Origin of the sequence: Mucilaginibacter dorajii, assembly GCF_024808255.1 — a bacterium.
Taxonomy (GTDB): Bacteria; Bacteroidota; Bacteroidia; order Sphingobacteriales; family Sphingobacteriaceae; genus Mucilaginibacter; species Mucilaginibacter dorajii.
Map to the genome: position 1 here is coordinate 180034 of NZ_JANTYS010000002.1, position 22907 is coordinate 202940.

The following is a 22907-nucleotide window of genomic DNA, read 5'->3' on the forward strand; positions in this document are numbered from 1 at the left end:
AAAAGCTCATTTTATCTCTTGGAGATTACCTGATAGATGGCTTATCTTAGGGTATCATTTGCATTAATAAACAATTGCCTGTCGCTATTGATTATCCCCCGCCATGAAAAAACTATTACTGTGCCTTTTATTTACTACCGCCCTATCATTAACTCTGCACGCGCAGGATACCACTTTGGTAAAAAACCAGGCTAATATGGTAGCCAAAGCCATGATAGCCGGCGACTATAAAACCCTGGTTAACTACATGTACCCCAAAGCGGTGCAAATGGGCGGCGGCAAGGAGAAAATGATTGCCCTGGTTACAAACGGCATGCAGCAAATGAAAACCCAGGGCATAACGTTTGAAAGTGTAAAGGTTGATGCCCCGGGCAAGTTTTACAAAGCCGGCACCGAGATCCATTGTCTTTTACCCGAAACCATTATTTTACAACTACCCAATGCCCGTATTGCCAGCCATAGCAGTATGCTGGGCATCAGCAGCGATGGCGGCAAAAGCTGGTCGTTTTTAGACATGAATAATTCAAGCGCGGCACAGGTAAAACAGATCCTCCCTAATTTTAACCCGGACCTGCAGATACCAAAGGCCACTACTGAGCGCTTAGATTAGCCATTTTGTACCGAAAACATTTAACTTGTCCTTTTTTAAAACTATAATGACCAGTATATACATACCGCAAGCTACCGAAAACCAAAAAAGGATAACTGCCGGTGATATATCATTTGTGCATTATACCGAGCGGGACAGCCTGCAAAAGAGCCGGGTAGTATTTAACTGCTATACAATCAGCTTTGTTACTAATGGCGAGAAAGCCATTTTTAGGCCATCCAACAACACCGTAGTAAGCACCGGCGAAGGCATCGTAATACCCGAGGGCAATTCCATTATGGCCGAGCATACCCTTAACGAATATCAATACAGCAGCGTATTGGTATTTTTCCCGGCGAGGTTGGCTCATGATTTTTTGAACAGGCATAAGCTTACCGCAAAACCATCGGCAGTAAAAGAAACCGATTACATCAAGTTCAAGCAAACCAATTACTTTGCCGGGTATATTAAAAGCTTGCAGGCGCTTATTGACGAGGGCCGAAATTTACCTTATGAATTGGCGGCCACCAAAGTAGAAGAATTGCTGTTGGTTTTGTTACAAAGTCATGGGGCGCAGCTCATCAGCCTGTTAAAAAGCAACGCGCCATCGCCCGAATTAATATTAAGAAACGTAGTAGAAAACAATCTTTTCAATAACCTAAGCCTTGATGAGCTGGCCTTTTTATCAAACAAAAGCCTGGCCTCGTTTAAGCGCGATTTCGAGAAGGCGTATCACATCGCCCCGGGCAAATACATCCGCGAGCGTAAGCTTGAAATGGCCCGGCTGCAGTTAGAACAAGGCAAGAACGCCACATCGCTTTATATTGATTTTGGATACGATACCCTATCTAACTTTTCATCGGCCTTTAAAAAGAAATTTGGTGTAAGCCCAAAACAATACCAGTTGAACGTGCAAACAGTTTGAGCCGTTTGCAATAGTTTTTGAGCCGTCGCCATTAACTGCACCTGGCCCATTCAACGCACTTTTGGGTAATTAATATTATTCAAAAGATTATGAAAACATTCATCTTATTTTTATTTGCTGCTACATGCAGCCTAAGCACAAAAGCGCAAACATTCACCATTAAAAGTGCAGATCTTGGCGGCCAGTTTACCAACGAGTTCACCTCAAATACCTTTGGCTGCAATGGGGCCAATAAATCGCCGGCATTGGAGTGGCAAAACGCGCCGGAGGGTACACAAAGCTTCGCCGTTACCATGTATGATCCGCAGGCACCAACCGGCAGCGGCTGGTGGCACTGGGTTATTTTTGATATCCCAGCCAATATCCATCAGCTTAAACAAGGCGCGGGTAGCACATCGACAGGGATAGCACCCGCGGGCAGCATTCAAAATAATACCGATTTTGGCGTTGCCGGCTATGGTGGCCCATGTCCGCCCGAAAATGATGCCGCGCACGGGTACATTATTACTGTTTACGCATTGAAGGTTGCTAAGCTTGGCTTAGATGGTAAAAACTCCGCTGCTTTAACCGGGTTTATGTTGAACCATAATGTGATAGCTAAGGCATCGTTGATGGTTTATGCTAAGAGGTAGACAGTTATAACTTTAAAAACTCACCACCATAGCGATGGCTTTAAAACCCATCGCTATTTAAAACGCGGTTAAGCCCTATACCACCTGTAACATTTTACGCCGATAATCTTTAATTAGCCAAATATTTTGTTACTTGTAAAAGCTTTTCAAAAACCGGGTATGCACAGAAGAAATTTCCTTAAAACAGGCTCATTAGCAGGATTAACCATATCAACCTTAGTTGCTGCATCATGCAGCGCGCCAGCGGCTGATGATAAAAAAACCGATACTACCGCAACCGATAGTAAGGATGATCTGTTTGAGCTATCCGAAGCCACGATAACCGGCCTGCAGGAAAAAATGAAATCCAAACAATATACCTCGCGCCTGCTTACCGAACTGTACCTGAAACGCATTGACGAAATAGATAAAAACGGACCTAAACTAAATTCGGTTATCGAACTGAATAAAGACGCCCTAAACATGGCCGATGCCATGGATAAGGAACGCGCAGCCGGAAAAGTGCGCGGCCCTTTACACGGCATCCCGGTACTCATCAAAGACAATATCAACACCGGCGATAACATGCACACTACTGCAGGCTCATTAGCCTTAGCCGATAACTTTGCCAAACAGGATGCATTTATTGTACACAAACTGCGCGAAGCCGGTGCTGTGCTGTTAGGCAAAACCAATTTGAGTGAGTGGGCCAACTTCCGGTCTAACCACTCTACCAGTGCATGGAGCAGCCGGGGTGGGCAAACCAAATGCCCTTATATCCTTGATCGTAATCCAAGCGGCTCAAGCGCCGGATCAGGATCGGCAGTGGCGGCTAATTTGTGCACCATAGCGATAGGTACTGAGACGGATGGCTCCATTGTATCGCCATCATCAGTAAATGGCCTGGTGGGCATTAAACCAACTGTAGGGCTATGGAGTCGCTCGGGTATTATCCCCATCTCAAAAACCCAGGATACTGCAGGCCCAATGGCCCGCACGGTAAGGGATGCAGCGATATTTTTAGGGGCATTAGCAGGTGTCGATCCGCAGGATAGTTTTACCCTGGCTGGCAAAGGCAAAGCCGAAACAGATTATACCAAATTCTTAGATGCCAACGGCTTGCAAGGCAAACGCCTGGGTATCGAAAAATCGGCTTTGGAGGGCAATCCCGGTATGGAGGCTTTATTGCAGGAAGCCATAAACGTTTTGAAAGCTAAGGGTGCCACCATTGTTGAAATAGAACTGACCAAACAACTTAAAGACATCGGCAAAAATGAGTTTACTGTTTTGGTTTACGAGTTTAAAGATGGCCTTAACCAATATCTAAGCAATGCCAACAGCAAAGTAAAAACACTGGCCGATGTTATCGCCTACAACAAGCAGAACGAGGCTAAAGCCATGCCCTTTTTTAAACAGGAAACTTTAGAATATTCCCAAACCAAAGGCGATCTGAACACCAAAGAATACCTGGATGCCATAAAGCAAACCAATGCCGGCACCCGCAAAGTGATAGATAAAATGTTGGCCGATAACAAACTGGACGCCCTCATCGGCCCAACCAATGGCCCGGCCGTGTGTATCGACCTGGTGAATGGCGATTATGACAACGGCTTTGGGTTTTCGAGCCCGGCGGCTATGGCCGGTTACCCGCATATCACCGTACCTATGGGCCTGCTTCATGGTTTACCAATCGGGCTATCATTCTTTAGCACGGCCTGGCACGAGGGCGAGATCATTAAATTGGGTTATGCTTATGAACAAGCCAGCAAAAAAAGAGTTAAGCCATTGTTTAAGGTTGATTTGTTAGGTTAATTAACTTTGCCCAAGAGATCAGCTCAATTAAAACAGTCATTTAATTATCTACAATGGAATTTGGCAAAGTATCACCAGAACAATTAGCCTCAATTGATTTTACACTACCTGCGGACACTGAATTTACCATCAGTACCCTTACCAACACTAAAAACAGCGAACCCTTGCAGGTACATGTTGGCTGTGCCAAGTGGGGGCGCAAGGAATGGATAGGCCAGATCTATCCGCCTAAAACCAAGGACGCCAATTTTTTGGATGAGTACGTGAAGCATTTCGACTGCATCGAGCTGAATGCCACCTTTTACAATGCTTACCCGCCAGAAACCATTGCCAAGTGGAAGGATAAAGCACTAAGCAATCCCGATTTTAAGTTTTGCCCTAAGTTTACGCAGAGCATCAGCCACATCCGCCGACTTAAAAATGCCGATGATATTACCACCACGTTTTACCAAAGCATGCTGGCCTTTGGCGAAAAATTAGGCCCGCTGTTTTTGCAGCTGAGCGATAATTATACACCCAAAAGCTTTCCCGAGTTGAAGGCTTACCTGGAGTCGCTACCCAAGGATATGCCTGTTTTTGTGGAGCTGCGGCATAAAGAATGGTTTTCTGTAAAGGAGAACAGCGAAAAGGTTTTCCAGCTGTTTCATGAGCTTAATATCGGATCGATCATCACCGATGCCTCGGGCCGCCGGGATGTGGTGCACATGACCCTCCCTACGCCCCATGCCTTCATCCGCTTTGTGGGTTGTACCGATAAGGAAGGCGAATACGGCATTGATAAAGCCCGTTTGGATGAATGGGTTGCCCGCATTAAGGAATGGCAGGAACTGGGCCTTAAATCCGTTTGGTTTTTTATGCACCAACACGACGAACGCTTTTCGCCCGTTCTATCCGATTACGTGACCGACGGGCTCAACAAAGCTTTAGGCTTAAACCTGCTTCGCCCCAAATTCATTGAACAGCAGGGCAGCATGTTTTAGTTTGATACCAGGCCCGATATTACGTTGATGCTGAGCGCCACTATGGCAGTGTTGAACGCGAAGGAGATCATCCCGTGAATCCAGGCCAGGCGGCGGATCTGCCTGCTGGAGATCTCGATATCCGATACCTGGAACGTCATCCCCAGTACAAAGGAAAAGTATACAAAATCCAGGTAGTCGGGTTCTGTTTCATCACCTGGGAACTGCAGGCCGCCTAACTGTTTCTTTTTGCCGTCGTCATCGGTATCGGTAGTATAAAACATGTGTGCGTAGCGCAGGGTAAAAATGGTGTGTACCAATGTCCACGAGGCTATAACAGATGCCATACCCAGCAAAACGTGCCCGGTTACCACCTGTGGCGACAGTTGTTTTGATGATTTAAGCAGGAAAAATATAGCCAGCGTACTCACCAGCGAAGAGATCAGCACAAAAACAAATATCAGCGTACGGCTACTGTCTTCAATCCTGGCTATGGTACGTACCTCTTTGGGGTGCGAGGTAAGGATGATAATCCAATCCATAACAATGATAGATACCGCGAATGCTATCCAGGTAACCAGGATCAGGGCAGGTACGCTAAACCTGCCACCAACAAAGCAGAAAAGCACTACGGCGCTCACCGCCAACGAGATCAGTAAACGATGGTGGGTATCTAACCGGAACCATATTTTGGATTTTACGCGCGGCTTTGCAGGCATATAAGGTTTATACTATGGTAAGTACAAGGTAAATATGGCAATCAATTATGTAGAAATGATGAATTGCAGCAAATTAATCTTCTTCGTCCACTATCCAGGCTACGCGGCCAACCTGCCCGTCATCCAGCTGTACTTTAATGCCGCGGGAGTGATAGGCCGCGCTGGTAAGTAAACGTTTCACAAAGCCACGGGTAAGCGTACCGCTCCGCTGGTCTTTCTTTAGTATAATATCAACCTCCAGGCCGGGGTATATGTCGCTTCTGTTTTGTCCGTTCATGTTTGGGATTACACTGATTTTTTTAGTGATTTCACCGATTATTTAATAAAATATTCAACGCCTTCTGTTTGACCTCTTTATCAATGCCTGTAAAAGGTTTTGTAGCAACCCACCTGTCCTTTATCGTATCAGAAAGATTGTTTATCGATGGATCATCATCAATAATAACATAGTTTTCATCACTATGTTTATCAACCCATTCTTTTATCTCTGTCGCCCTGTCGGGCATATCAGCAAGGGATATTGTTTCATTTAACTTGGTAATAGCTGGGATATTTATTCCTCTCAACTTAAATATCTCATCCCATTTATCCAGGCCGAAAGTGATGCGGTGGGTTGTAGTTAAAACCACTGCCGCGTTTGTTACCGATATGATATCTGCCAGGTTACCTACCGATTGTTTATTAAAAGCCATAAAGCCGTCAGCGTCCATATCCACCTTTTTCCATGATGGTTGCGTTACCAACACACCATCGATATCCAAAAGGATAATCATCGCTTTAGGCAACCAGTCCCTTTATCGCACCATCAACTTTGGCAAAATCAAAATTGCCAATCAGCTTATCAAATGCCGCGGTAATGTGGTCATTGCCCAGGTTGCCAATACTGCCTTCGTGGGTGTGGTTAACGGTTTTATCGGGGTTAAAATCGCCTTGCTCAATGGCCAGGCCAATTTGCTTGTAGGCATCGCGGAACGGCGTGCCGCTCAATACCATACGGTTAACCTCCTCTACGCTAAACAGGTAGGCGTATTTAGGGTCGGCCAGTATGTTGGCGTTAACGGTTATATTTTGCAGCATAAAGGTGCCCATGTGCAGGCAGTTCTTCAGGTCGGCAAAGGCGGGGAAAAGTAGTTCTTTAAGCAGTTGCAGCTCGCGGTGGTAACCCGATGGCAGGTTGGTGGTCATCATGGCTACATCGGTAGGCAAGGCCTGCAGGCGGTTACATTTGCCACGCATAATTTCCCAAACATCGGGGTTCTTTTTGTGGGGCATAATGCTGCTTCCGGTGGTCAGCGTATCCGGGTAGCTTACAAAGGCGAAGTTCTGGCTCAGGTAAAGGGCCTGATCCATAGCCATTTTGGCAAGCGTTGCTGCAATGCTCGATAATGCCTGCGCTATCACACGCTCGGTTTTACCGCGCCCCATCTGGGCGTATACCACATTATAGTTAAGGCTGTCAAAGCCCAACAATTCAGTTGTTAAAGTACGGTTTAAGGGGAACGACGAGCCATAACCGGCTGCTGAACCCAAGGGGTTTTTATTGGTGATCTTGTAAGCGGCCAATACCAGTTCCAGGTCATCGGCCAGGCTTTCGGCGTAGGCACCAAACCACAGACCGAATGACGATGGCATAGCCACCTGCAAATGTGTATAGCCGGGCAGCAATACATCCTTATGCTGTTCGCTCAAGGAAATCAGCTGCCTAAACAGGGTTTCGGTTTCCTCAACTACCTGTTGCAACTGGTGGCGAAAAAACAGTTTCAGGTCAACAAGCACCTGATCGTTACGGGAGCGGCCCGAGTGGATCTTTTTGCCGGCATCGCCAATGCGCTGGGTAAGCAGCATTTCTACCTGCGAGTGTACGTCTTCTACCCCATCGTCAATGGTGAAACCGCCCTGCTCAATATCGGCATAAATGGCTTTCAGTTCGCGCTGTACCAGTTCAAGGTCGGCGGTATCCATCAGGCCGATGCTGTGCAGCATACGGCTATGGGCCAGCGAGCCCAACACATCAAAGGCAGCCATTTCCTGGTCGAATTCACGATCGCGGCCCACGGTAAAATTCTCAACCAGCTCATTAACGCTGGTAGTTTTTTGCCATAACTTACTCATGCTGCAAAGATGTGGATTTAACAGCAAGTAGCAAGTATCCCGCGGCAACATTTTGAAGTAATAGCTTAGCCCAGCAGGCTTCTTTATGCCTCATAACCAGTAGGTGTTCCACCGGAACGGGTGGAACACCTAGTACGCTTTGGAACACGTTACCATTGATAATCAGATATTTACGATTTTAAAAAAACATCAACAATGGAACACTTTTATAGCTAATTATCAAATACTTAAGCCCTATTTTTAAATTTTTGTCTTGAAAAAACGGGTAAAAAACGCATTTTCTTGTCACCACTTGGTGATGGTGAAAATCTTTACCGTGTGAATGGCCTCCTGCTGGAATGCCTTATTCGCAGAATGCGTATTTCTTTTGGCAGTACCCGGTACGAGATCCGGTAACTGTCAATTTCAAAAGCGTGAAAACTTCCGTCGTTATTTTTCTTGAGCCTATCGGGCTGATAAAGTTCTGATTTATGGGGGAGCAAACCTATTTTTAATAGTATTCGTTGTTCAATCTTTTCGGCGTAGGCAAATTGGTCGTTGTCTTCCAGGTATTCAATAGCGTCTATTAACTGTTTTACAGCCAAATATTCCATTTAATTTCCATTAAAGCGCTTTTCTTCTGTTTTTAAAAAGCTGCTCAACATCTTCATGGCTAACAAAACTTCCGGCTTCAATGGCGGCGTCCGCTTGTTCAATTTCGGCATTATACTGATCAATAAATGCGATGTTAAGTTCATCGGCGTTTTTTTCAACATCAGCCTGGTAGTTATAACGCAAGCTATCCAAAAAGGCCAATAGCACTTTTTCTTCCTGTTCGTTTTTCGTGTTTACCAATACGCTCATAATCCAAATTTACTCAAATAATTCAATAATAAACAAGCCAAAAACAGGTTAACCGGGCAAATCCTTCAAATTGTCACAAGCCTTACATATGTACACAAACGCAAAAAAGAAACATCCCGGTTATAGGCTTCAGGATTCTTCCGCCAGTTTCCATTCCCTCAGGTCTTCATTTAATTCATCCATGTTAAAATAGCCGGCATCCAAATCTTCGTCGTCTTCAAGTCCCACCCATCCGCGTAATTCATCATAATCGGGATTGTCGGGATCGCTGGTTACAGCCAGCAGGTTGGCATAGCCGGGCGCGCCGCCGCTATCTTCTATCGGCCCCGCTCCTTCGCCGCCAGTGCAAGTAGGATAAAGAACAGGTTCCGGGATAATTTTTTCCAGTTTGATATCGTGCTTCCAGTCATCACCAAAATCGTAAATGTACATATAGGTTTGGCCTCTCTTAGTAAAAATCTCCGACAGCTTAACCTCCGGACTATCCAGTTCATCCTGTTTCTCATATTCCGAAAGCGTGATTACCGGCTTTGAGCCCCAGCCCTTAGGTGAAAACTGGTACATGTGGCTGTTCTCCCATTCAAAGGCAACCTGTATAATTTCGTGAAATTCATGAAACGTGGTATCCCCGGCAATAAGCAGCCTACGCCAAACAGGAGGGTTGTCGATGTATTTGATCTGGATTTTGAATTGGAATGTACTCATAAAGTAAAGCTAAGAAACAATTCTAATCCCACCTATCTTCTTAACTTTTACTTTCATGCTGATGATGCCGCCATAGCGTAATGATGGGCGTTTCCCCGCCGGTAGAAGCGGGGCCGTGCTGTACGTTCATACTGCACAAGCCTTAGCCACATTAGCCGTTAGGTACGTAACATCGCCGGTTTCGTACCTAACGGCACGAACATCCTAATGGGTGTGGTCTGCTACCGATATTAAACCCCGATGGGGTTTCTTCTTAACTCAATGACATAGGTCGGTATCCACTCACTAACGCGGAAGCTGAGAATAATTGAGAATTATCAATATATTTTTGACTTTTTATCCCATTAACCAACCATTTAATACGCTCCTGTTTTAACTATTTGATACATATGGCTGCGGGCAAGAAACACCAACAAAGGCAAAATTCCTTATTCATCCGGGAATCACTCATCAAAATAAAAGCCTTTAATCTTTCAATCAAAGGCTTTTATTGTATTGTGATCCCAACCGTACGGCATTTAACCATACCGGGGTTATTAGATGTCTGAAACCAAAAAGTCTGCTTTTGCTGCAGCAGGGAATTGGGTACTGATGCTAACATCTTCGTCGCATACCAACGGCTTTGTAAAGTCGACATCTATAGGATCCCCCTCATTTCCATTCATTATCATAATCACTCTCTGATGTCCGGTAACTGTGTAGGTACTTTTGAGCTGCCACCACATATATGATGCCTTTGGGACCTGCGTTTTGACATTGAAGGTTTTCTTTTTGGTAACCACCTCGGCAAGTGTCACTTCCGCCGAAAGCTCCATGGTCAGTTTTGCGCCTATATCAATAAACGAAGTCAGCTTTAAACCAAGCGAGGCCGAAAATTCCTCACGGGCACCAACACTTAGCGCCACGCCAATACTCACAGATTCCTCTTGCGAAAAAGGCGTATCAGGCGTAATAGTGCAACTGGTTACACGCACCCATTGTTGTTTAAATTCTAATTGCTGTTTGGTAAGCCGCTTTTCTACAACAGCATGCATGCCCATCATCTTGGCATCCATTAAAACGATGGTTTGATCAGGCAAGGGTATTTTCAATAGCACCTGGGCAGGCGGCGGGCCCGGAAAGTTATTTAGTCCGATGGGGGCCGGTGGATCCGGCAATAATTTAATCGTTGGCATCGTCATAATATGAAGTTTTTAAGTTACTGCAAATTAGTACGTTATCATTTTACACAACAGGGTAAAAAACACCTTTTTATAAGAGAAGAAAAGGGTTTAAGAAAGGTGCTGTAAGGCCTGCGGTAAGTACCGGACTGTCCCCCTTGGCGCAGGTGTTGCGCGGCCCGGTTGCGGCCTGGCTTAATGTGATGTATAACAAACTCATTGCCCAGATTTTAGACAGCAAGGAAAAAGCGGCTTCCGTTTTCGGCGATTGGATAAGGGGTACCGAGTTTAATGGAGACAGCTCAAGAAAGTACGGGGCATAGAAGACCAACAAGGGGCGAACCGCTTATCATATTCTCTTTTTTAGCCGTTGTTGGAGTTGTCTCCAACAACTTCGTTACCGGCGGCATTTCGTTGAACCGAAATACCTTTTCTTGCTAACTCTGATATTGATATGAATGTAATATATTATAAACCTATTACTCCAATTTTATACAGCAGCGAAAAGGTGGCTTCATTTTTTGCAACTCAATTGTGGGTACCGAGTTTGAGTACATCATCTATTAAAGCTTCCTCTTTAGTGCAAGTCTTGAGTGCATGCCTGTCGGGCGAATGACTTGCGACTATGTAGATGAGATATGTTTGAAGCGCAGGTCTGCCGTAGCTCGACATCTAACTTCACGAACTGCGCTGAAAAAGTTTTATGTCCTTCAACTATTTTGTCGGCTGTTTTGCGTCGGAACTGCTTGAACCTGGTTTAAAGATGCTAAATCCTATCCCTAATCCAAACCAAGGCCGACCTTTGTAAACCCAACTTTTCCCCGCTGCGCCAGTTGGCATATCTAATCCAGAAAACAGGCCTAACTGGATTTTTTTATATTCGAATACCCATGCAACTGTGGGAGTCAAAGCGCCCACATTTGAATCTGATGTAAGTACTCCTTGCGTTGTTTGAGGTGTCATCTTAATACTGGTATAATTTACACCAAATAGAAAATATTCGTTGACAGAACTATTGACCGATAATTGTAACCCCACTAAAGCGGCCAAAGAAAAATCGTTACCTATATCTGAATTAATTGGATATTTATTCTGAAATACCTTTCCACTGCCAGGCCTATATTTTAATAAAGTGGAGGCTGTCCCAAAAGAAATACTCCATTTGCTCTGCTCTTTTTCAGCTGCTAAATTAAAGATGCTTATAGGCATTAAATAGTAAAGTTCGGCTTTGTTGGGATCTGTAGTCCCTCTAAATTTTAAATTTAATTTGTCAGCCCCCTCTTGATTACTTCCATTTTTGGTAAAATATACAATATCAATAATCAAATCACCTGTCGGCAAGATAGAAAATATCTCAAAATCATAGTCAGATGGAAAAACTTGTGATGCATCTATTGATTTGCCCAAAGAATCGCATTGCGTTAATTTTGTAGGTTGTATAAATTGATACAGAGCTTTTCTATCTGGCTTTTCCTGAGCATTCACGGATACCAGCGTCGCGATAAAAAGAATAATAAGACTTAAGAATTTCATAATGTGATTGTTTAGGTTGAATATTTAATGTGAGATGGCAGTTGATGATGACTGCCATTTTCGATCAAATGAAGTTAACTTGCATTAATCACTTATAAAATACCTATAATCAGGTATTTAACTACTCCGATAGCGCACATGTGGCGTTTATCCCTCAGACAAGCCCCTCCCTTAGCGCAAGTCTTGAGCGCCGGCCTGCCGGGCAGATGACTTGTTACTTTATAAACGAGATCTATTTCCCCCCTCTTAGCGCAAGTCTTGAGCGCTGGCCTGCCGGGCCGATGACTTGTGACTTTGGAGACAAAGTATATTTAAATACGCAGTTCTGCCGTTGCGCCACACCTGCACTAAAAAGGAGGATTTTAGGGAAAGGAAATCTCTTCTCTCGGGATAAAAAAACCTTTGATGCAGTTCATGTTACGAATACATATTTGAATGTGACTCTTACGCTCGATACCGGCACCGCTGAAAGCGGTGCCACCTTCGGTAAACACACCGCGTGTAGAATCGAATACCGGGTACTCGCTGTAGCCTTTTTCTGCAATGTCCTCGTGGTATTGTTTTTCAATGGCTTCGTGCATAAACTGTATGGTAGAGCAATCCAGCTTACGGATCAGTTTGTCTTTATGTTCGTCATCTTCCGCATCGATGTTAACGGGCAGTTTTTTACCGGCGTTCTCATATTCAGCTTCCATAGCCTGGTAATAACTGCCGATCATATTGGTGAATTTGGAGTCAAGAAAATCACAGCAATGGCCTAATTGCAATATAGCACCCAATACTGCTGGTTTTTTAAATGAACCATCGGCAGCCCTGGTTTCCGCCCATTCCATCGCACGGGTGTAATTATTTTCCCAGAAATACATGCCGTGGCCAAGCCAGTCGTACGGCTTTTTACTGATCTCAATCTGATTAGGGTTATTGACAAGTTTCGTCCTAATATCCAGATCACAACCATGAAAGCCAATGATGGTATTAGGGCGGACATCGTACACGAGTGTGGGTTATTTATTAACCACTTCCTCTAATTCAACATAAGCCTGCATGAATTTTCCTTTTTTTGTCAGGATGCCAGCTTCATTCAGCGATAATATTGCTTCCTTTTTGGACATGGCACGCGCACGTTCCAACCGTGTATTTGCCAGCTCCGTTAGTTTCGCTATGTCCTTATCACTCATGGGTGTAGAATTTTACTTATCAAAGATACGACTTTATGATTAAACAGAAAAATCGGTAAAAGTTTTTTGATGTATGGGAACGTCTGCGGTTCCAGCCGCCGATAGATAAATAGCTCCAAAGAGCAACCGATGGCGATCGGAACGCCATACTCAAACTGGAAACAGAATAATAATTTCCCGGATAACAAGACATCTATTTAAAGCACAGGTCTGCCTCCGCCCCCATCCGCGTTCAAGACCTGCGCTAAAAAAGGTGGCTAACTCTTAAACCCTTACTTTTTTTGTATTAACTAATTTCATGATACCATTAACCCTTACTTTAACTTTTTTAGAAAAAGGCGCCAAGATCTCAAAATCAGTTATTTTCCCTTCATGCCACTTCATATTAATGGTATAATTACCCTGTGCTTTGAGCCCCTTTACTTCCCCGGTTTCTTTCCAGGCATCGGGAATTGCAGGCAACAGGTCGATAAATCCCGCGTGACTTTGTACAAGCATTTCGGCAATGGCAGCAGTGCCCCCGCAGTTCCCGTCAATTTGAAACGGAGGCCCTGCGGATAAAAGATTGGGATACACGCCGCCACCGGCCCCATAATTGATATCTGTTTTGCGTGTAATCCGCATCAGGTCTTTATACAGTTTAAAAGCACGGTTACCATCGTGTAACCTTGCCCAGAAAAGCATTTTGTAGGCAAGCGACCAGCTGGTGCCGTCATCGCCCCGGCCTTCCAGCGTTTTCCTGCTTGCCTCTGCAAGGGCCGGAGTACCCTCAGGGGTAATCAGCGATGCCGGATACAAGCCATACAAGTGGGAAATATGACGATGGTGGGGTTCTGTTTCCTTATAATCTTCCAGCCATTCCATGAGCCTCCCATCGCTGGCAACCTGTCCTGCCGGCGGGATCTGCGTTAATCTTGCAGCCAGGTATTTTTCAAAGGCGGGGTCCTGTTTTAGCAAAGAGGCCGCATACACCACATTACTAAATAGTTCCCTGATAATCTGGTTGTCAATAGTGGGGCCAATGCATATACTGGAGACATGGCCATTGGGCATGTAAAAGGCATTCTCGGGCGAGGATGATGGCGAGGTAACAAGCCAGCCTGTTTTTGGATCTTTAATCAGCAAGCTGTTATAAAATTGCGCGGCGCCTTTAATAATAGGATAAATGCTGCGCAGGTATGCTTTGTCCTGGGTAAATAAATAATGCCTCCAAAGGTTATTGGAGAGCCAACCGGGGCCAACCTTGGTACTGCCCCAGCTGGCGGCTTCCCCGGGCTCGGTAAATCCCCACACATTAACAATAACGTGCGCTATCCATCCGTCGGCATTATAATAGGCTTTGGCGGTACGGCTGCCGTTTTTCATCAGCCCTCTAACAAATTCGGTGAGCGGCAGATCCAGTTCAGAAAGGTTGGCTACCTCAACGGGCCAATGGCACATCTGCAGGTTCAGATCTACGTGATAATCGCTGTTCCAGGGTGTTTGTATTTGATTTGCCCACAATCCCTGTAGGTTGGGAGGAAGCAAACCAACCCTGATACTGCTGATAAGTAAATAGCGCCCAAATTGAAAGAACAACACCGGCAGGCCGGTATCAGATTGAGGGGCTTGTTGAAATTGTGCCAGCCTTTCGTCGGTGGGCAAGCCATCTGCATTCTTTGTTCCCAGGGTAATGTTTACCCGGTTAAACATTTTTTGATAATTCCTGGTGTGCTCTTGTTTTTGCTGCGCATAGGGTTTGGCCAATACAGCATCCATTATTTTCCTGGCTTGTTCTTTATATAGCGGGTCCTTATAATCGGTTTTGGCAGAAACATACAAAATTACTTCAGTGGCATCCTTTATTTCAAGAGCGTTAGCACTGTAGGAAAGCTTTCCGTCTTTTAGTTTAGCTTTTACCAGTCCATAATACCGCATTCCGTTGCCACCGGTGCCATTATCCAATTGCCCGGATATTTCCAGCCTGGAATTGTTTGCGCCCGCGGTAAAACGTTCGGGACGGTCAATGGAAACACTCAGGTTAATTTGCCCGGGTTTATCAGCAGTGATCCTGATCACATCGGCATCGTCGCCAAAACTTGTAAAATACTCCCTTGTATAGGTAACACCGTTTACCATATAGGAACAATGTGCCACCGCATCATTTAGTAACAGTTTCCGCGAATAATTATCGGGACTGATGCCAGTGTTTGCTACGCCGGAGTATTTAAATTGCAAATGCAGGTTTGCGAGTACCTGGTAACTGCCAAAAGGATCTTTGGCGCCGATGCCGTTCCCCGACCCTGCTCCTTTGCAAATAAAATCTTTATTTATAATAGCCTGCGCCTCGTCATTTTTGCCTTCCAGCAATAACCGTCTTACCTCCGGCAGTCTTTTATAGGCGCCATAATTGTTTGCATCCTGCGGCGATCCGGACCATAGTGTGATGTCATTCAATACAATATTTTCATTGGTTACGCCACCATCGGGCATCATACCCAATCTGCCATTGCCCATAGGTAATGTTTCTTCCCATTGACCGGCTGGTTTTGTGTAATAAAGCATTTGCGGATGCTCCTGGGCGGCGGCAGTCGATAAAAAAAATATTAAAAGCAGAAATTGAGAAATTAACAGGTAAGACGAATGGCTTTTTCGCATAAACAAAGGGAGTATGAAATCAGGTTAGTAAGTGGTTTTTTCGAAACTAAAGCTATTCTTTTTGACGAATTCTAAAAATGGATAGAAATATCGAAATGATGGATTATTTTACATTTTCGGGAATTCGCCAGGCTGACGCGCCCCAAATGTTCTTAAGTTATGACGCGGAAAGCCCACGGCACGACGGGACATTGCGGGTAATGGCCTTGCGAGGACCTGGAACAAAAAGCCTGACCGCCTTATTAGTAGCAAGTAGTTAGTACCAAGTAGCAAGATAGCCGCCGGGGAAAAGAATCAAGAGGTTAGAGTTAAGAAAGTCATTTTGCTGTAAACCATTACGCTATTGAGTTTTGGGGCCTATTGAAATGATTTTAAACTAAATGACGTTCATGGCGTTATAATTAAAAACACATCAACATGAAAAATCCATTTGTAAAACAAGATCATACATTACTTATCGCCTCTATCGCCATCGGCGCGCTTGCGGCCAGTGCCATTACCTATCTGTATTTAACCGATAGCGGTGCCGCGGCGCGTGAGGAAATCAAAAAAACAATTAAAAAACAATTCAAAAAAACAGCTGCCGACGTGATCAGCAAAAAAACAAAGCTTTCAAAAAAAGCAGCCAAAGTTGTTGCAGATCAGGTGGCAAAATAAGTTTTGGGCAATTGTTAAACTATTTGCCATTTACCCGCCTGTATGCGCTACCTCAATACAGCAACATAGCCCACAATTAATGGCGAACTGTTTTTAAGGTCGATAATATAATAGTACGTACCCACAGGGATGGCTGAACCGTTGAAGGTGCCATCCCATTCTTTTTGGTATCCATTACTTTTATAAACAACCTGGCCATACCGGTTGTAAATATTTACGGTGCAATCGGGATAGTAATTTAACGATGATATTTTCCAGCTATCATTAGTACCATCGGCATTGGGGCTAAACGCGTTGGGTACCTGTATATTGGGCACAATAGTGAGCGTACCGTTTATATAATTGATACTGTAATTAGCAGCCGCAGCCCCACTAACTAAAATAGGATAAGTACCCGGACCAGATGCTATATCGGCCGTAGTTGTAATTACAGGTGCTGTACCAAGCACACCGGCACCTTCGCCATAAACAAAGCCCGAATAACTTACAGTAAGTTCGGGGTTTTGCACCTGTACCGGGCGCGTTTGATTATTGGCGATAATGGTTAAAACAGCCTTCAATACGGTGAAGGGCTGTGTTACCGATGCCGCCGGTTTGTAAGCGTTGTTGCCTGCCTGGCTGGCGGTTATGTTTGCCGTGCCCACCCCTTTTATAACTATTTTATTGTCTATAATAACCGCAACCGCGTTATTATCGCTGCTGTAAGTAATGGGGATGGTGCTGTTACTGCTGTTAGCCCCAGGATCAAAACCAACATCGCCATAAGTTTTATTGCCAATGGGCGCAAAAGTAATGGTTTGCTCCTGCTGCACCAATGCTACTACCGTAACTGAACGTGTTACCGGTGTTGCCGCTGTATAAATGCTGTTACCTGCCTGGCTGGCTGTAATATTTGCCGTACCCACTCCCTTAATAACCACCTTATTGTTTTCAATTACAGCCACGGCTGGGTTGTCACTGGTATACACAATAGGTATGTTGGCGTTGGTGCTGCTTGCCAGCAGCAAAAAATCCGGGTCGCCTATGGTTTTATCTGCAATTGGGGCAAATGTAATAGTTTGCGGCAGCAGCGGTGCAGCCGATACAGTAAGGGGCTGTGTAACCGGCGCCGCGGGAGCGTAGCTGCTGTTACCAGCCTGACTGGCCATTATGTTTGCTGTACCAACACCTTTTATAACCACTTTATTGTTTACAATGACAGCTACCGCGGGATTATCACTGGTATAAGTTACCGGGATGGTTGCGTTAGTGCTGGTGGCTCCCGGATCAAAATCGGCATCGCCTACCGTTTTACCGGCTATTGGCGCAAAGGTGATGGTTTGCGGCAACAGTGCTTCGGTTATTACCTTTATATTGATAGTGAATGTGCTGCTGCCGCCAAGATTATAGGCCGTTACGCTATAATCTGTCGGTGCCGATATGGCTGTTGGCGTGCCACTTATTTTACCCGTTGCAGCATCAAATACTAAACCTGCCGGCAAGGGCTTATCAATAATATAACCGGTAGTGTATATCATGCGGATGCTATTGCTCCCAAAATCGGCTACATAAATACGGCCATCTTTGCCAATGTCAATCCCCTCGGGATAGTTAAATGAGGCCAAAGTACCAATACCATCGATACCTACAGAAGCCGCGTTGCCTGCAAACAAGGTGCTGCTACCCGATGCATTAATATAATAAATAGCTCCACCGGAATCGGAAAAATAAACTGTGCCGTTTGGTGCAACGGTTACGCCCGAAATAGTTGATAACACACGCCCGTCGTTACCCCCAATGGTAATTACATCTCCCTGCGGGTTTATTTTGCGTAACAGCTTGTTATCGCCATCTGCTACGTACAGGTTACCCGCAGCATCTGTAGTCAAATCGGCCGGGCGATTAAAAGAAGCAGCAGTACCCTGCCCGTTTTGCACGCCTTTGGTACCGCTTCCGGCAAAAATACTTACGGTACCATCGGGCGTTATTTTACGAATCCGGTCGCTGTATTCTGCCACGTATAAATTACCTGCCGCATCGGTTGTAATAGCATTTGGTACATTAAAAGTGGCAGTAGTAATGTTGCCATTATCATCGCCCTGCAAGCCTGTGCCCGCGTAAACAGATACCAGGCCAGCAGGTGTTATCCTGCGAATTACGTCATTGTATGTATCAGCAACGTATAAATTTCCATCTACGCCTAAACAAATATCAGTTGGTCCATTAAAACGGGCCTGTGCGCCTTGTCCGTTTGTGTTGCCTGCAGCGCCGCTGCCGGCCAGTATGCTAATTACGCCGCTGCTGTTGATATGCTTTATAACGTTGTTATCTCTATCTGCTACGTATACCCCACCTGCGCCATCACTACATACATTAGTTGGGTGATTAAAATTGCCGCCGGTACTTATAGTTGTTACCTGCGAATACGCATTGGCCGGTACAGCACCACCTGTATTGGTTGGGCTAAGCACCGGTATGGCCTTACCAACATAGTATGTTTGCGGCGTTTCGTATTTAATAACAGGAGGTGCTACCAGGGGCGTTACTCCGTCGACTTTGATATTAACGATAAATGAGCTGCTCCCCCCGGCATTGTAACCCGTAATGGTATAATCTGTAGCAGGCCATACCGTTGTTGGCGTGCCGCTGATAATCCCTGTGGCGTTATCAAAAGATAGACCGGGCGGCAGGGGCTTATCAATAATATATTGCTTTGTTTGAATTTTCTTCAATAGCTCCGCGCCTACATCCGGCACATATAATGTACCATTTTCGTCAGACGCGATACCTAAAGGTTCACCAATAACAGCGGCCCGGCCAATAGCCTTATCCTGAATAGCTCCGTTGCCCAGCGAAAAAAGACCACTGCCAGCAACCGTACTAACCGTTCCGTCGGTACTTATTTTACGTATGGCATTATTGCCTTCATCTACCACATATAAATTACCGGCACCATCAATGGCTACATCCCGTGGGAAATTAAAAGTAGCCGTACTTTTAGGTCCGTCCTGCCAGCCATAATCACCTGTGCCCGCAAAGGTGGTAACAGTGCCATCGGGTGTTATTTTTCTGATCACCTCGTTTTCTTCATCGGCAACAAAAATATTACCTTGCTTATCAACAACCAGGCCCGACGGGGCGTGAAATAACGCGGCAGCGCCTTTACCATCCTGGTAGCCAACCGCACCGCCACCCGCCAGCGTACTTACTATTCCCTGTGGCGTTATTTTACGTATCGCGTTGTTGCCGGCATCGGCCACGTACAAATTGCCGGCGGCATCTACCGCAACATTATATATCGAATTAAATTGAGCCTGCGCTACCGGGCCGTCTGTAAAGCCTGAACCATGCCCACCGGCCACGGTGGTTACAACACCTGCCGGCGTAATTTTGCGGATCTTATCAACACCCCAATCGGCTACATAAACATTACCTGCTGCATCAATGGCTAAGCCAAAAGGGTGATAAAATGAAGCCTGTGCGCCTGTTCCGTCATTGCTATCAAACTCCCCGCTGCCTGCCAATAGGGTTACTTCGCCTGTCGGCGATACTTTGTAGATCTGGTCGGTAGCGGCATCGCCAACATAGGCGTAGCCATTTTTATCAATGGCTACACCAAATGGATCAATAAAAGGCGTTTTAGCTGTACCACCTACAGCCGATACCAAACCATAATCATTAGGTTTTATTACTCCCCCGGTGTTTAGCGGTACCAGGTTGTTGATTGGTTTGGCCACCAGGTAACTTTGAGGGGTTTGATAGGATATATCGGGAGCTGAAACAGGCGGGGCCGGATTTTCTACTACAGTAATATTTACTATTGAAGTACTGCTGCCGGCTAAGTTATAAGCCGTTATGCTATAATCTGTAGCTTGCCATGGTAATGCCGGCGTACCGCTTATTATTCCTGTTGTAGCATCAAAACTTAAACCCGGCAAAAGGTCCTTATCAATACTATAACCCGTTACCGAAATTTTGCGGATGCGGTTACCCTTAGTTTCAGAAACGTAAACATTGCCGTTATTATCGGCTGTAATCCCATATGGTATTTCAAAAGCGGCCAGTTTTCCTACACCATTGCTATAGTGGTTGAGTGAACTGCCGGCCAGTGTACTCACAGCCGCGGCACTTGTTATTTTGCGTACAAGCGTATTGTATCTATCGGTTATATAAAGCGTACCGGTAGCATCGCAGGTTATACTGGTTATGTTGTTAAATGTAGCCTGCGTGCCTATGCCATCATAGTTGGCGTAGTTGCTGTTGCCGGCAAAGGTAATTACATCAAGCGAAGGGGTAATTTTACGGATAAGCCTGTTACCCTCATCGGCAACATAAAAGTTCCCTTGTTTATCCATGGTGATGTCAAGTGGATAGCCAATTGATGCCAGTTCGCCGTTGCCATCAGCTTTTCCAAAATCGCCATTGCCAACAATGGTGCTTACCAAACCGGCTGGCGTAATTTTGCGGATGCGGCTATTACCGTCATCACATACATATACATTACCATCGGCGGCGGCTATTAAGCCGCCCAGGTTATCAAATTCAGCCGCTGTTCCCTGCCCGTTTTTATATCCTTTGGTTCCGTCGCCGGCAAAAACACTTACCTGGCCCAGTGGGTCTATCTTACGGATCTGGAAGTTTTTGGTATCGGCCACATATACATTGCCGCCCGCGTCAACGGTAAGCCATGCGGGGCCATTAAAGCTGGCCTGGTTTGCCGGTCCGTTTTGGTTACCTGCAGTTCCGTCACCGGCCAGGGTAATTGTGGTACCATCGGGCGCTATCTTCCTGATGATGTTATTATTAAAATCGGCTACATAGATATTGCCGTTGGCGTCGGCTGCCAAACCCTCGGGCGAGTTAAATGACGATTTACTGGCGTCGCTGTTAACTGCACCCGCGCTGCCGCTGCCGCTTAATTTGCCGGCGTAGGCGTAACTGTTGGCAGGTACAGCGCCGCCGGTATTGGCCGGCTTTAATGGGGTAATTGCCAGATCGACCTTATAAACCTGTGGTGTTTGGTAAATAATTTGGGGCGAGGATAACTGCGCTTGTGCAAATGCGATATGAACAAAACAAAAAACGGCTATAAAAAGAATATAACGCTTTTTTTCAATAACCTTTGGCAAATCCCGTCTCAAGCTTTGTGATAATATTAAAGTGCTACAAATTATAAAAATTAAGCCTTATATCGAAAAATATTATTGGCAATAATTAAGAGTTTGGGGAATGATTAGCCCCTCTAAAAACCTCAATCTCTGGATGATAATACTACGAACATCTAAGGGGAATTGACCTTAATAAAAGGCCTGTCATGAGGCAGGAGGCGACTATTCGCGGGTTTTGCAGCGTTAACTGGCATGGTGTAGAATAGATCCTTCCTTCGTCAGGATGACAGCTGTTTTAGCAACAAACTTTAGTTATATATGAAGCAATCACAGTAATTTACCCCCCGCAGCTATCTTAACTCTTAATTCTTGCCTCTCTTTTAACTGAGTATAGCCGCTATCTCCTCGAATCCCTTTTCCAATGCCAGGTCGGCGGGGAGTTTGCCGCCTTCCATGCGGGTGTTTACTTCGGCACCGTGTTCTAAAAGGAGGATCAATAATTCCAGGTTGCCGTTTTGGGCGGCGGAGTGCAGTGGCGTGGCTCCTGCCTGCTGTTTTACATTGATGAGCGCGCCGTTTTCTATCAGCATGCGGGCAGTTTGGGTATAATTACCGGCACAGGCCGAATGCAGCGGGTATACATGAAAGCCATTGCTTGACGGGCGGTTTACATCGGCCCCCTTCAATACCAAATACCGGGCTGCATCATAATGACCAAAATAGCAGGCCAGGCCAAGCGCCGTAAAACCATCGGCAGCGTAATCATCAAGCGACATTGGATTTTCGTAAACAATGTTGGCCATAATATCCAGCTTGCCGGCGGCGGCGGCTTCAAACAGGGTAAGGTTAGTAACGTATTTTAACAGTACCGCGGTAACCTCGGGCTGTTTATAATAACAGGATAACATAAGCGGCGAAACCCCATGACCGGTGGAGGTTGTGGCCAGCGCCGGTTTTTGCGTAAGCAGGGCTTCCAATTGGGGTAAATTGGCGGTGGTAATGTATTCCTCCAGCGTTTCGATACTCATGGTGCAAGATAAATTTAGGTATTGTTGCTTATTTTTAAGGCAAGCTATAGCCCGTTTATCAATTATACTAAAAAATTAAAAATACACCTAACTATTTGCTTATTCTGCTAACTTTATATTTCGGCCATAGCCTGTTTTGGGGCCTGCTGCGTATACACATCTTTCTAAAAAAAGAAAAATGTCATTTCGATAGAGCGACGGTGGGGCATGAGCGGGGTGCGAAAGAGAAATCTTGTATAAGCGATAAGCAAACATAGCTGCTCGCATAAGATTTCTCCTCTCCTCCCGGCGCGCGCCCACCACCGGTTCGTTCGAAATGACAACGTTTTTGTTTGGTAATACGATTCCAAAA

Annotated in this window: 20 protein-coding genes; 6 read left to right on the forward strand and 14 right to left on the reverse strand. The window is 45.4% G+C overall.

Translation table 11 applies throughout. The features are described from left to right. Positions 1–103: 103 nt before the first annotated feature. The 5 genes from FHS10_RS02785 to FHS10_RS02805 all read left to right on the forward strand — a co-directional run bounded on the left by FHS10_RS02785 (position 104) and on the right by FHS10_RS02805 (position 4917). The gene (locus tag FHS10_RS02785; RefSeq protein ID WP_259087467.1) at positions 104–610 is read left to right on the forward strand and encodes a hypothetical protein; all 507 of its coding nucleotides are present in this window, start codon (positions 104–106) and stop codon (positions 608–610) included. A 46-nt stretch (positions 611–656) separates the two neighbouring features. After that, positions 657–1514 carry a helix-turn-helix domain-containing protein gene (locus tag FHS10_RS02790; RefSeq protein ID WP_259087468.1) on the forward strand — a complete coding sequence of 286 codons (858 nt, stop codon included), beginning with the start codon at positions 657–659 and terminating at the stop codon, positions 1512–1514. Between the two features lie 89 nt (positions 1515–1603). After that, positions 1604–2146 carry a YbhB/YbcL family Raf kinase inhibitor-like protein gene (locus FHS10_RS02795; protein ID WP_259087474.1) on the forward strand — a complete coding sequence of 181 codons (543 nt, stop codon included), beginning with the start codon at positions 1604–1606 and terminating at the stop codon, positions 2144–2146. A 159-nt stretch (positions 2147–2305) separates the two neighbouring features. Then, the gene (locus FHS10_RS02800) at positions 2306–3937 is read left to right on the forward strand and encodes an amidase (protein WP_259087475.1); all 1632 of its coding nucleotides are present in this window, start codon (positions 2306–2308) and stop codon (positions 3935–3937) included. A gap of 53 nt (positions 3938–3990) precedes the next feature. Then, a complete protein-coding gene (locus FHS10_RS02805) occupies positions 3991–4917 on the forward strand; it encodes a DUF72 domain-containing protein (RefSeq protein WP_259087477.1) in 927 nt (308 codons plus the stop codon). On the opposite strand, the gene FHS10_RS02810 is transcribed toward FHS10_RS02805, so the two are convergent. The 12 genes from FHS10_RS02810 to FHS10_RS02865 all read right to left on the reverse strand — a co-directional run bounded on the left by FHS10_RS02810 (position 4914) and on the right by FHS10_RS02865 (position 15690). Further along, on the reverse strand, positions 4914–5615 hold the full coding sequence (locus FHS10_RS02810) for a DUF1345 domain-containing protein (RefSeq protein WP_259087481.1): 702 nt from the start codon (positions 5613–5615) through the stop codon (positions 4914–4916). The two genes, FHS10_RS02805 and FHS10_RS02810, sit on opposite strands and share 4 nt — an antisense overlap. A gap of 73 nt (positions 5616–5688) precedes the next feature. Then, a complete protein-coding gene (locus FHS10_RS02815; RefSeq protein ID WP_259087482.1) occupies positions 5689–5892 on the reverse strand; it encodes a YwbE family protein in 204 nt (67 codons plus the stop codon). Between the two features lie 31 nt (positions 5893–5923). Continuing rightward, positions 5924–6388: an HAD domain-containing protein gene (locus FHS10_RS02820; protein ID WP_259087492.1), complete on the reverse strand. Its 465-nt coding sequence runs from the start codon at positions 6386–6388 to the stop codon at positions 5924–5926. A 4-nt stretch (positions 6389–6392) separates the two neighbouring features. Next, positions 6393–7727 (reverse strand): argininosuccinate lyase, encoded by a 1335-nt coding sequence (gene argH / locus FHS10_RS02825; protein WP_259087497.1) that lies wholly within the window; start codon positions 7725–7727, stop codon positions 6393–6395. Between the two features lie 311 nt (positions 7728–8038). Next, positions 8039–8320, reverse strand: coding sequence for a type II toxin-antitoxin system RelE/ParE family toxin (locus FHS10_RS02830; protein WP_259087499.1), 282 nt, complete (start codon positions 8318–8320; stop codon positions 8039–8041). A 10-nt stretch (positions 8321–8330) separates the two neighbouring features. Continuing rightward, complete coding sequence (locus tag FHS10_RS02835) at positions 8331–8570, reverse strand: hypothetical protein (RefSeq protein WP_259087501.1); 240 nt, start codon at positions 8568–8570, stop codon at positions 8331–8333. A gap of 129 nt (positions 8571–8699) precedes the next feature. Continuing rightward, a complete protein-coding gene (locus tag FHS10_RS02840; protein WP_259087503.1) occupies positions 8700–9275 on the reverse strand; it encodes a plasmid pRiA4b ORF-3 family protein in 576 nt (191 codons plus the stop codon). Positions 9276–9811: 536 nt separating this feature from the next. After that, the gene (locus FHS10_RS02845; RefSeq protein ID WP_259087505.1) at positions 9812–10456 is read right to left on the reverse strand and encodes a hypothetical protein; all 645 of its coding nucleotides are present in this window, start codon (positions 10454–10456) and stop codon (positions 9812–9814) included. 693 nt (positions 10457–11149) lie between these two features. Next, positions 11150–11968, reverse strand: coding sequence for a hypothetical protein (locus FHS10_RS02850; protein ID WP_259087506.1), 819 nt, complete (start codon positions 11966–11968; stop codon positions 11150–11152). Positions 11969–12330: 362 nt separating this feature from the next. Continuing rightward, the gene (locus tag FHS10_RS02855; RefSeq protein ID WP_259087508.1) at positions 12331–12963 is read right to left on the reverse strand and encodes a hypothetical protein; all 633 of its coding nucleotides are present in this window, start codon (positions 12961–12963) and stop codon (positions 12331–12333) included. Positions 12964–12972: 9 nt separating this feature from the next. Beyond that, complete coding sequence (locus tag FHS10_RS02860) at positions 12973–13146, reverse strand: hypothetical protein (protein ID WP_259087510.1); 174 nt, start codon at positions 13144–13146, stop codon at positions 12973–12975. Between the two features lie 264 nt (positions 13147–13410). After that, the gene (locus FHS10_RS02865; RefSeq protein ID WP_259087512.1) at positions 13411–15690 is read right to left on the reverse strand and encodes a glycoside hydrolase family 95 protein; all 2280 of its coding nucleotides are present in this window, start codon (positions 15688–15690) and stop codon (positions 13411–13413) included. A gap of 510 nt (positions 15691–16200) precedes the next feature. Here FHS10_RS02865 and FHS10_RS02870 point away from each other — a divergent pair. Then, positions 16201–16440 (forward strand): hypothetical protein, encoded by a 240-nt coding sequence (locus FHS10_RS02870; protein ID WP_259087514.1) that lies wholly within the window; start codon positions 16201–16203, stop codon positions 16438–16440. Between the two features lie 47 nt (positions 16441–16487). Here the strand turns inward: FHS10_RS02870 and FHS10_RS02875 are convergent, their stop codons facing one another. After that, positions 16488–21560 (reverse strand): NHL domain-containing protein, encoded by a 5073-nt coding sequence (locus tag FHS10_RS02875; protein ID WP_259087523.1) that lies wholly within the window; start codon positions 21558–21560, stop codon positions 16488–16490. A gap of 347 nt (positions 21561–21907) precedes the next feature. Beyond that, on the reverse strand, positions 21908–22555 hold the full coding sequence (locus tag FHS10_RS02880) for an ankyrin repeat domain-containing protein (RefSeq protein ID WP_259087526.1): 648 nt from the start codon (positions 22553–22555) through the stop codon (positions 21908–21910). Between the last annotated feature and the right edge of the window lie 352 nt (positions 22556–22907).

Bases quoted from the DNA above. Each gene is read 5' to 3' on its own strand.
- FHS10_RS02870 (WP_259087514.1), top strand. From the start codon at position 16,201: ATGAAAAATCCATTTGTAAAACAAGATCATACATTACTTATCGCCTCT.
- FHS10_RS02785 (WP_259087467.1), top strand. From the start codon at position 104: ATGAAAAAACTATTACTGTGCCTTTTATTTACTACCGCCCTATCATTA.
- FHS10_RS02795 (WP_259087474.1), top strand. From the start codon at position 1,604: ATGAAAACATTCATCTTATTTTTATTTGCTGCTACATGCAGCCTAAGC.
- FHS10_RS02820 (WP_259087492.1), bottom strand. From the start codon at position 6,388: ATGATTATCCTTTTGGATATCGATGGTGTGTTGGTAACGCAACCATCA.
- FHS10_RS02860 (WP_259087510.1), bottom strand. From the start codon at position 13,146: ATGAGTGATAAGGACATAGCGAAACTAACGGAGCTGGCAAATACACGG.
- FHS10_RS02865 (WP_259087512.1), bottom strand. From the start codon at position 15,690: ATGCTTTATTACACAAAACCAGCCGGTCAATGGGAAGAAACATTACCT.
- FHS10_RS02850 (WP_259087506.1), bottom strand. From the start codon at position 11,968: ATGAAATTCTTAAGTCTTATTATTCTTTTTATCGCGACGCTGGTATCC.
- FHS10_RS02810 (WP_259087481.1), bottom strand. From the start codon at position 5,615: ATGCCTGCAAAGCCGCGCGTAAAATCCAAAATATGGTTCCGGTTAGAT.
- FHS10_RS02845 (WP_259087505.1), bottom strand. From the start codon at position 10,456: ATGACGATGCCAACGATTAAATTATTGCCGGATCCACCGGCCCCCATC.
- FHS10_RS02835 (WP_259087501.1), bottom strand. From the start codon at position 8,570: ATGAGCGTATTGGTAAACACGAAAAACGAACAGGAAGAAAAAGTGCTA.
- argH (WP_259087497.1), bottom strand. From the start codon at position 7,727: ATGAGTAAGTTATGGCAAAAAACTACCAGCGTTAATGAGCTGGTTGAG.
- FHS10_RS02880 (WP_259087526.1), bottom strand. From the start codon at position 22,555: ATGAGTATCGAAACGCTGGAGGAATACATTACCACCGCCAATTTACCC.
- FHS10_RS02830 (WP_259087499.1), bottom strand. From the start codon at position 8,320: ATGGAATATTTGGCTGTAAAACAGTTAATAGACGCTATTGAATACCTG.
- FHS10_RS02800 (WP_259087475.1), top strand. From the start codon at position 2,306: ATGCACAGAAGAAATTTCCTTAAAACAGGCTCATTAGCAGGATTAACC.
- FHS10_RS02815 (WP_259087482.1), bottom strand. From the start codon at position 5,892: ATGAACGGACAAAACAGAAGCGACATATACCCCGGCCTGGAGGTTGAT.
- FHS10_RS02790 (WP_259087468.1), top strand. From the start codon at position 657: ATGACCAGTATATACATACCGCAAGCTACCGAAAACCAAAAAAGGATA.
- FHS10_RS02805 (WP_259087477.1), top strand. From the start codon at position 3,991: ATGGAATTTGGCAAAGTATCACCAGAACAATTAGCCTCAATTGATTTT.
- FHS10_RS02840 (WP_259087503.1), bottom strand. From the start codon at position 9,275: ATGAGTACATTCCAATTCAAAATCCAGATCAAATACATCGACAACCCT.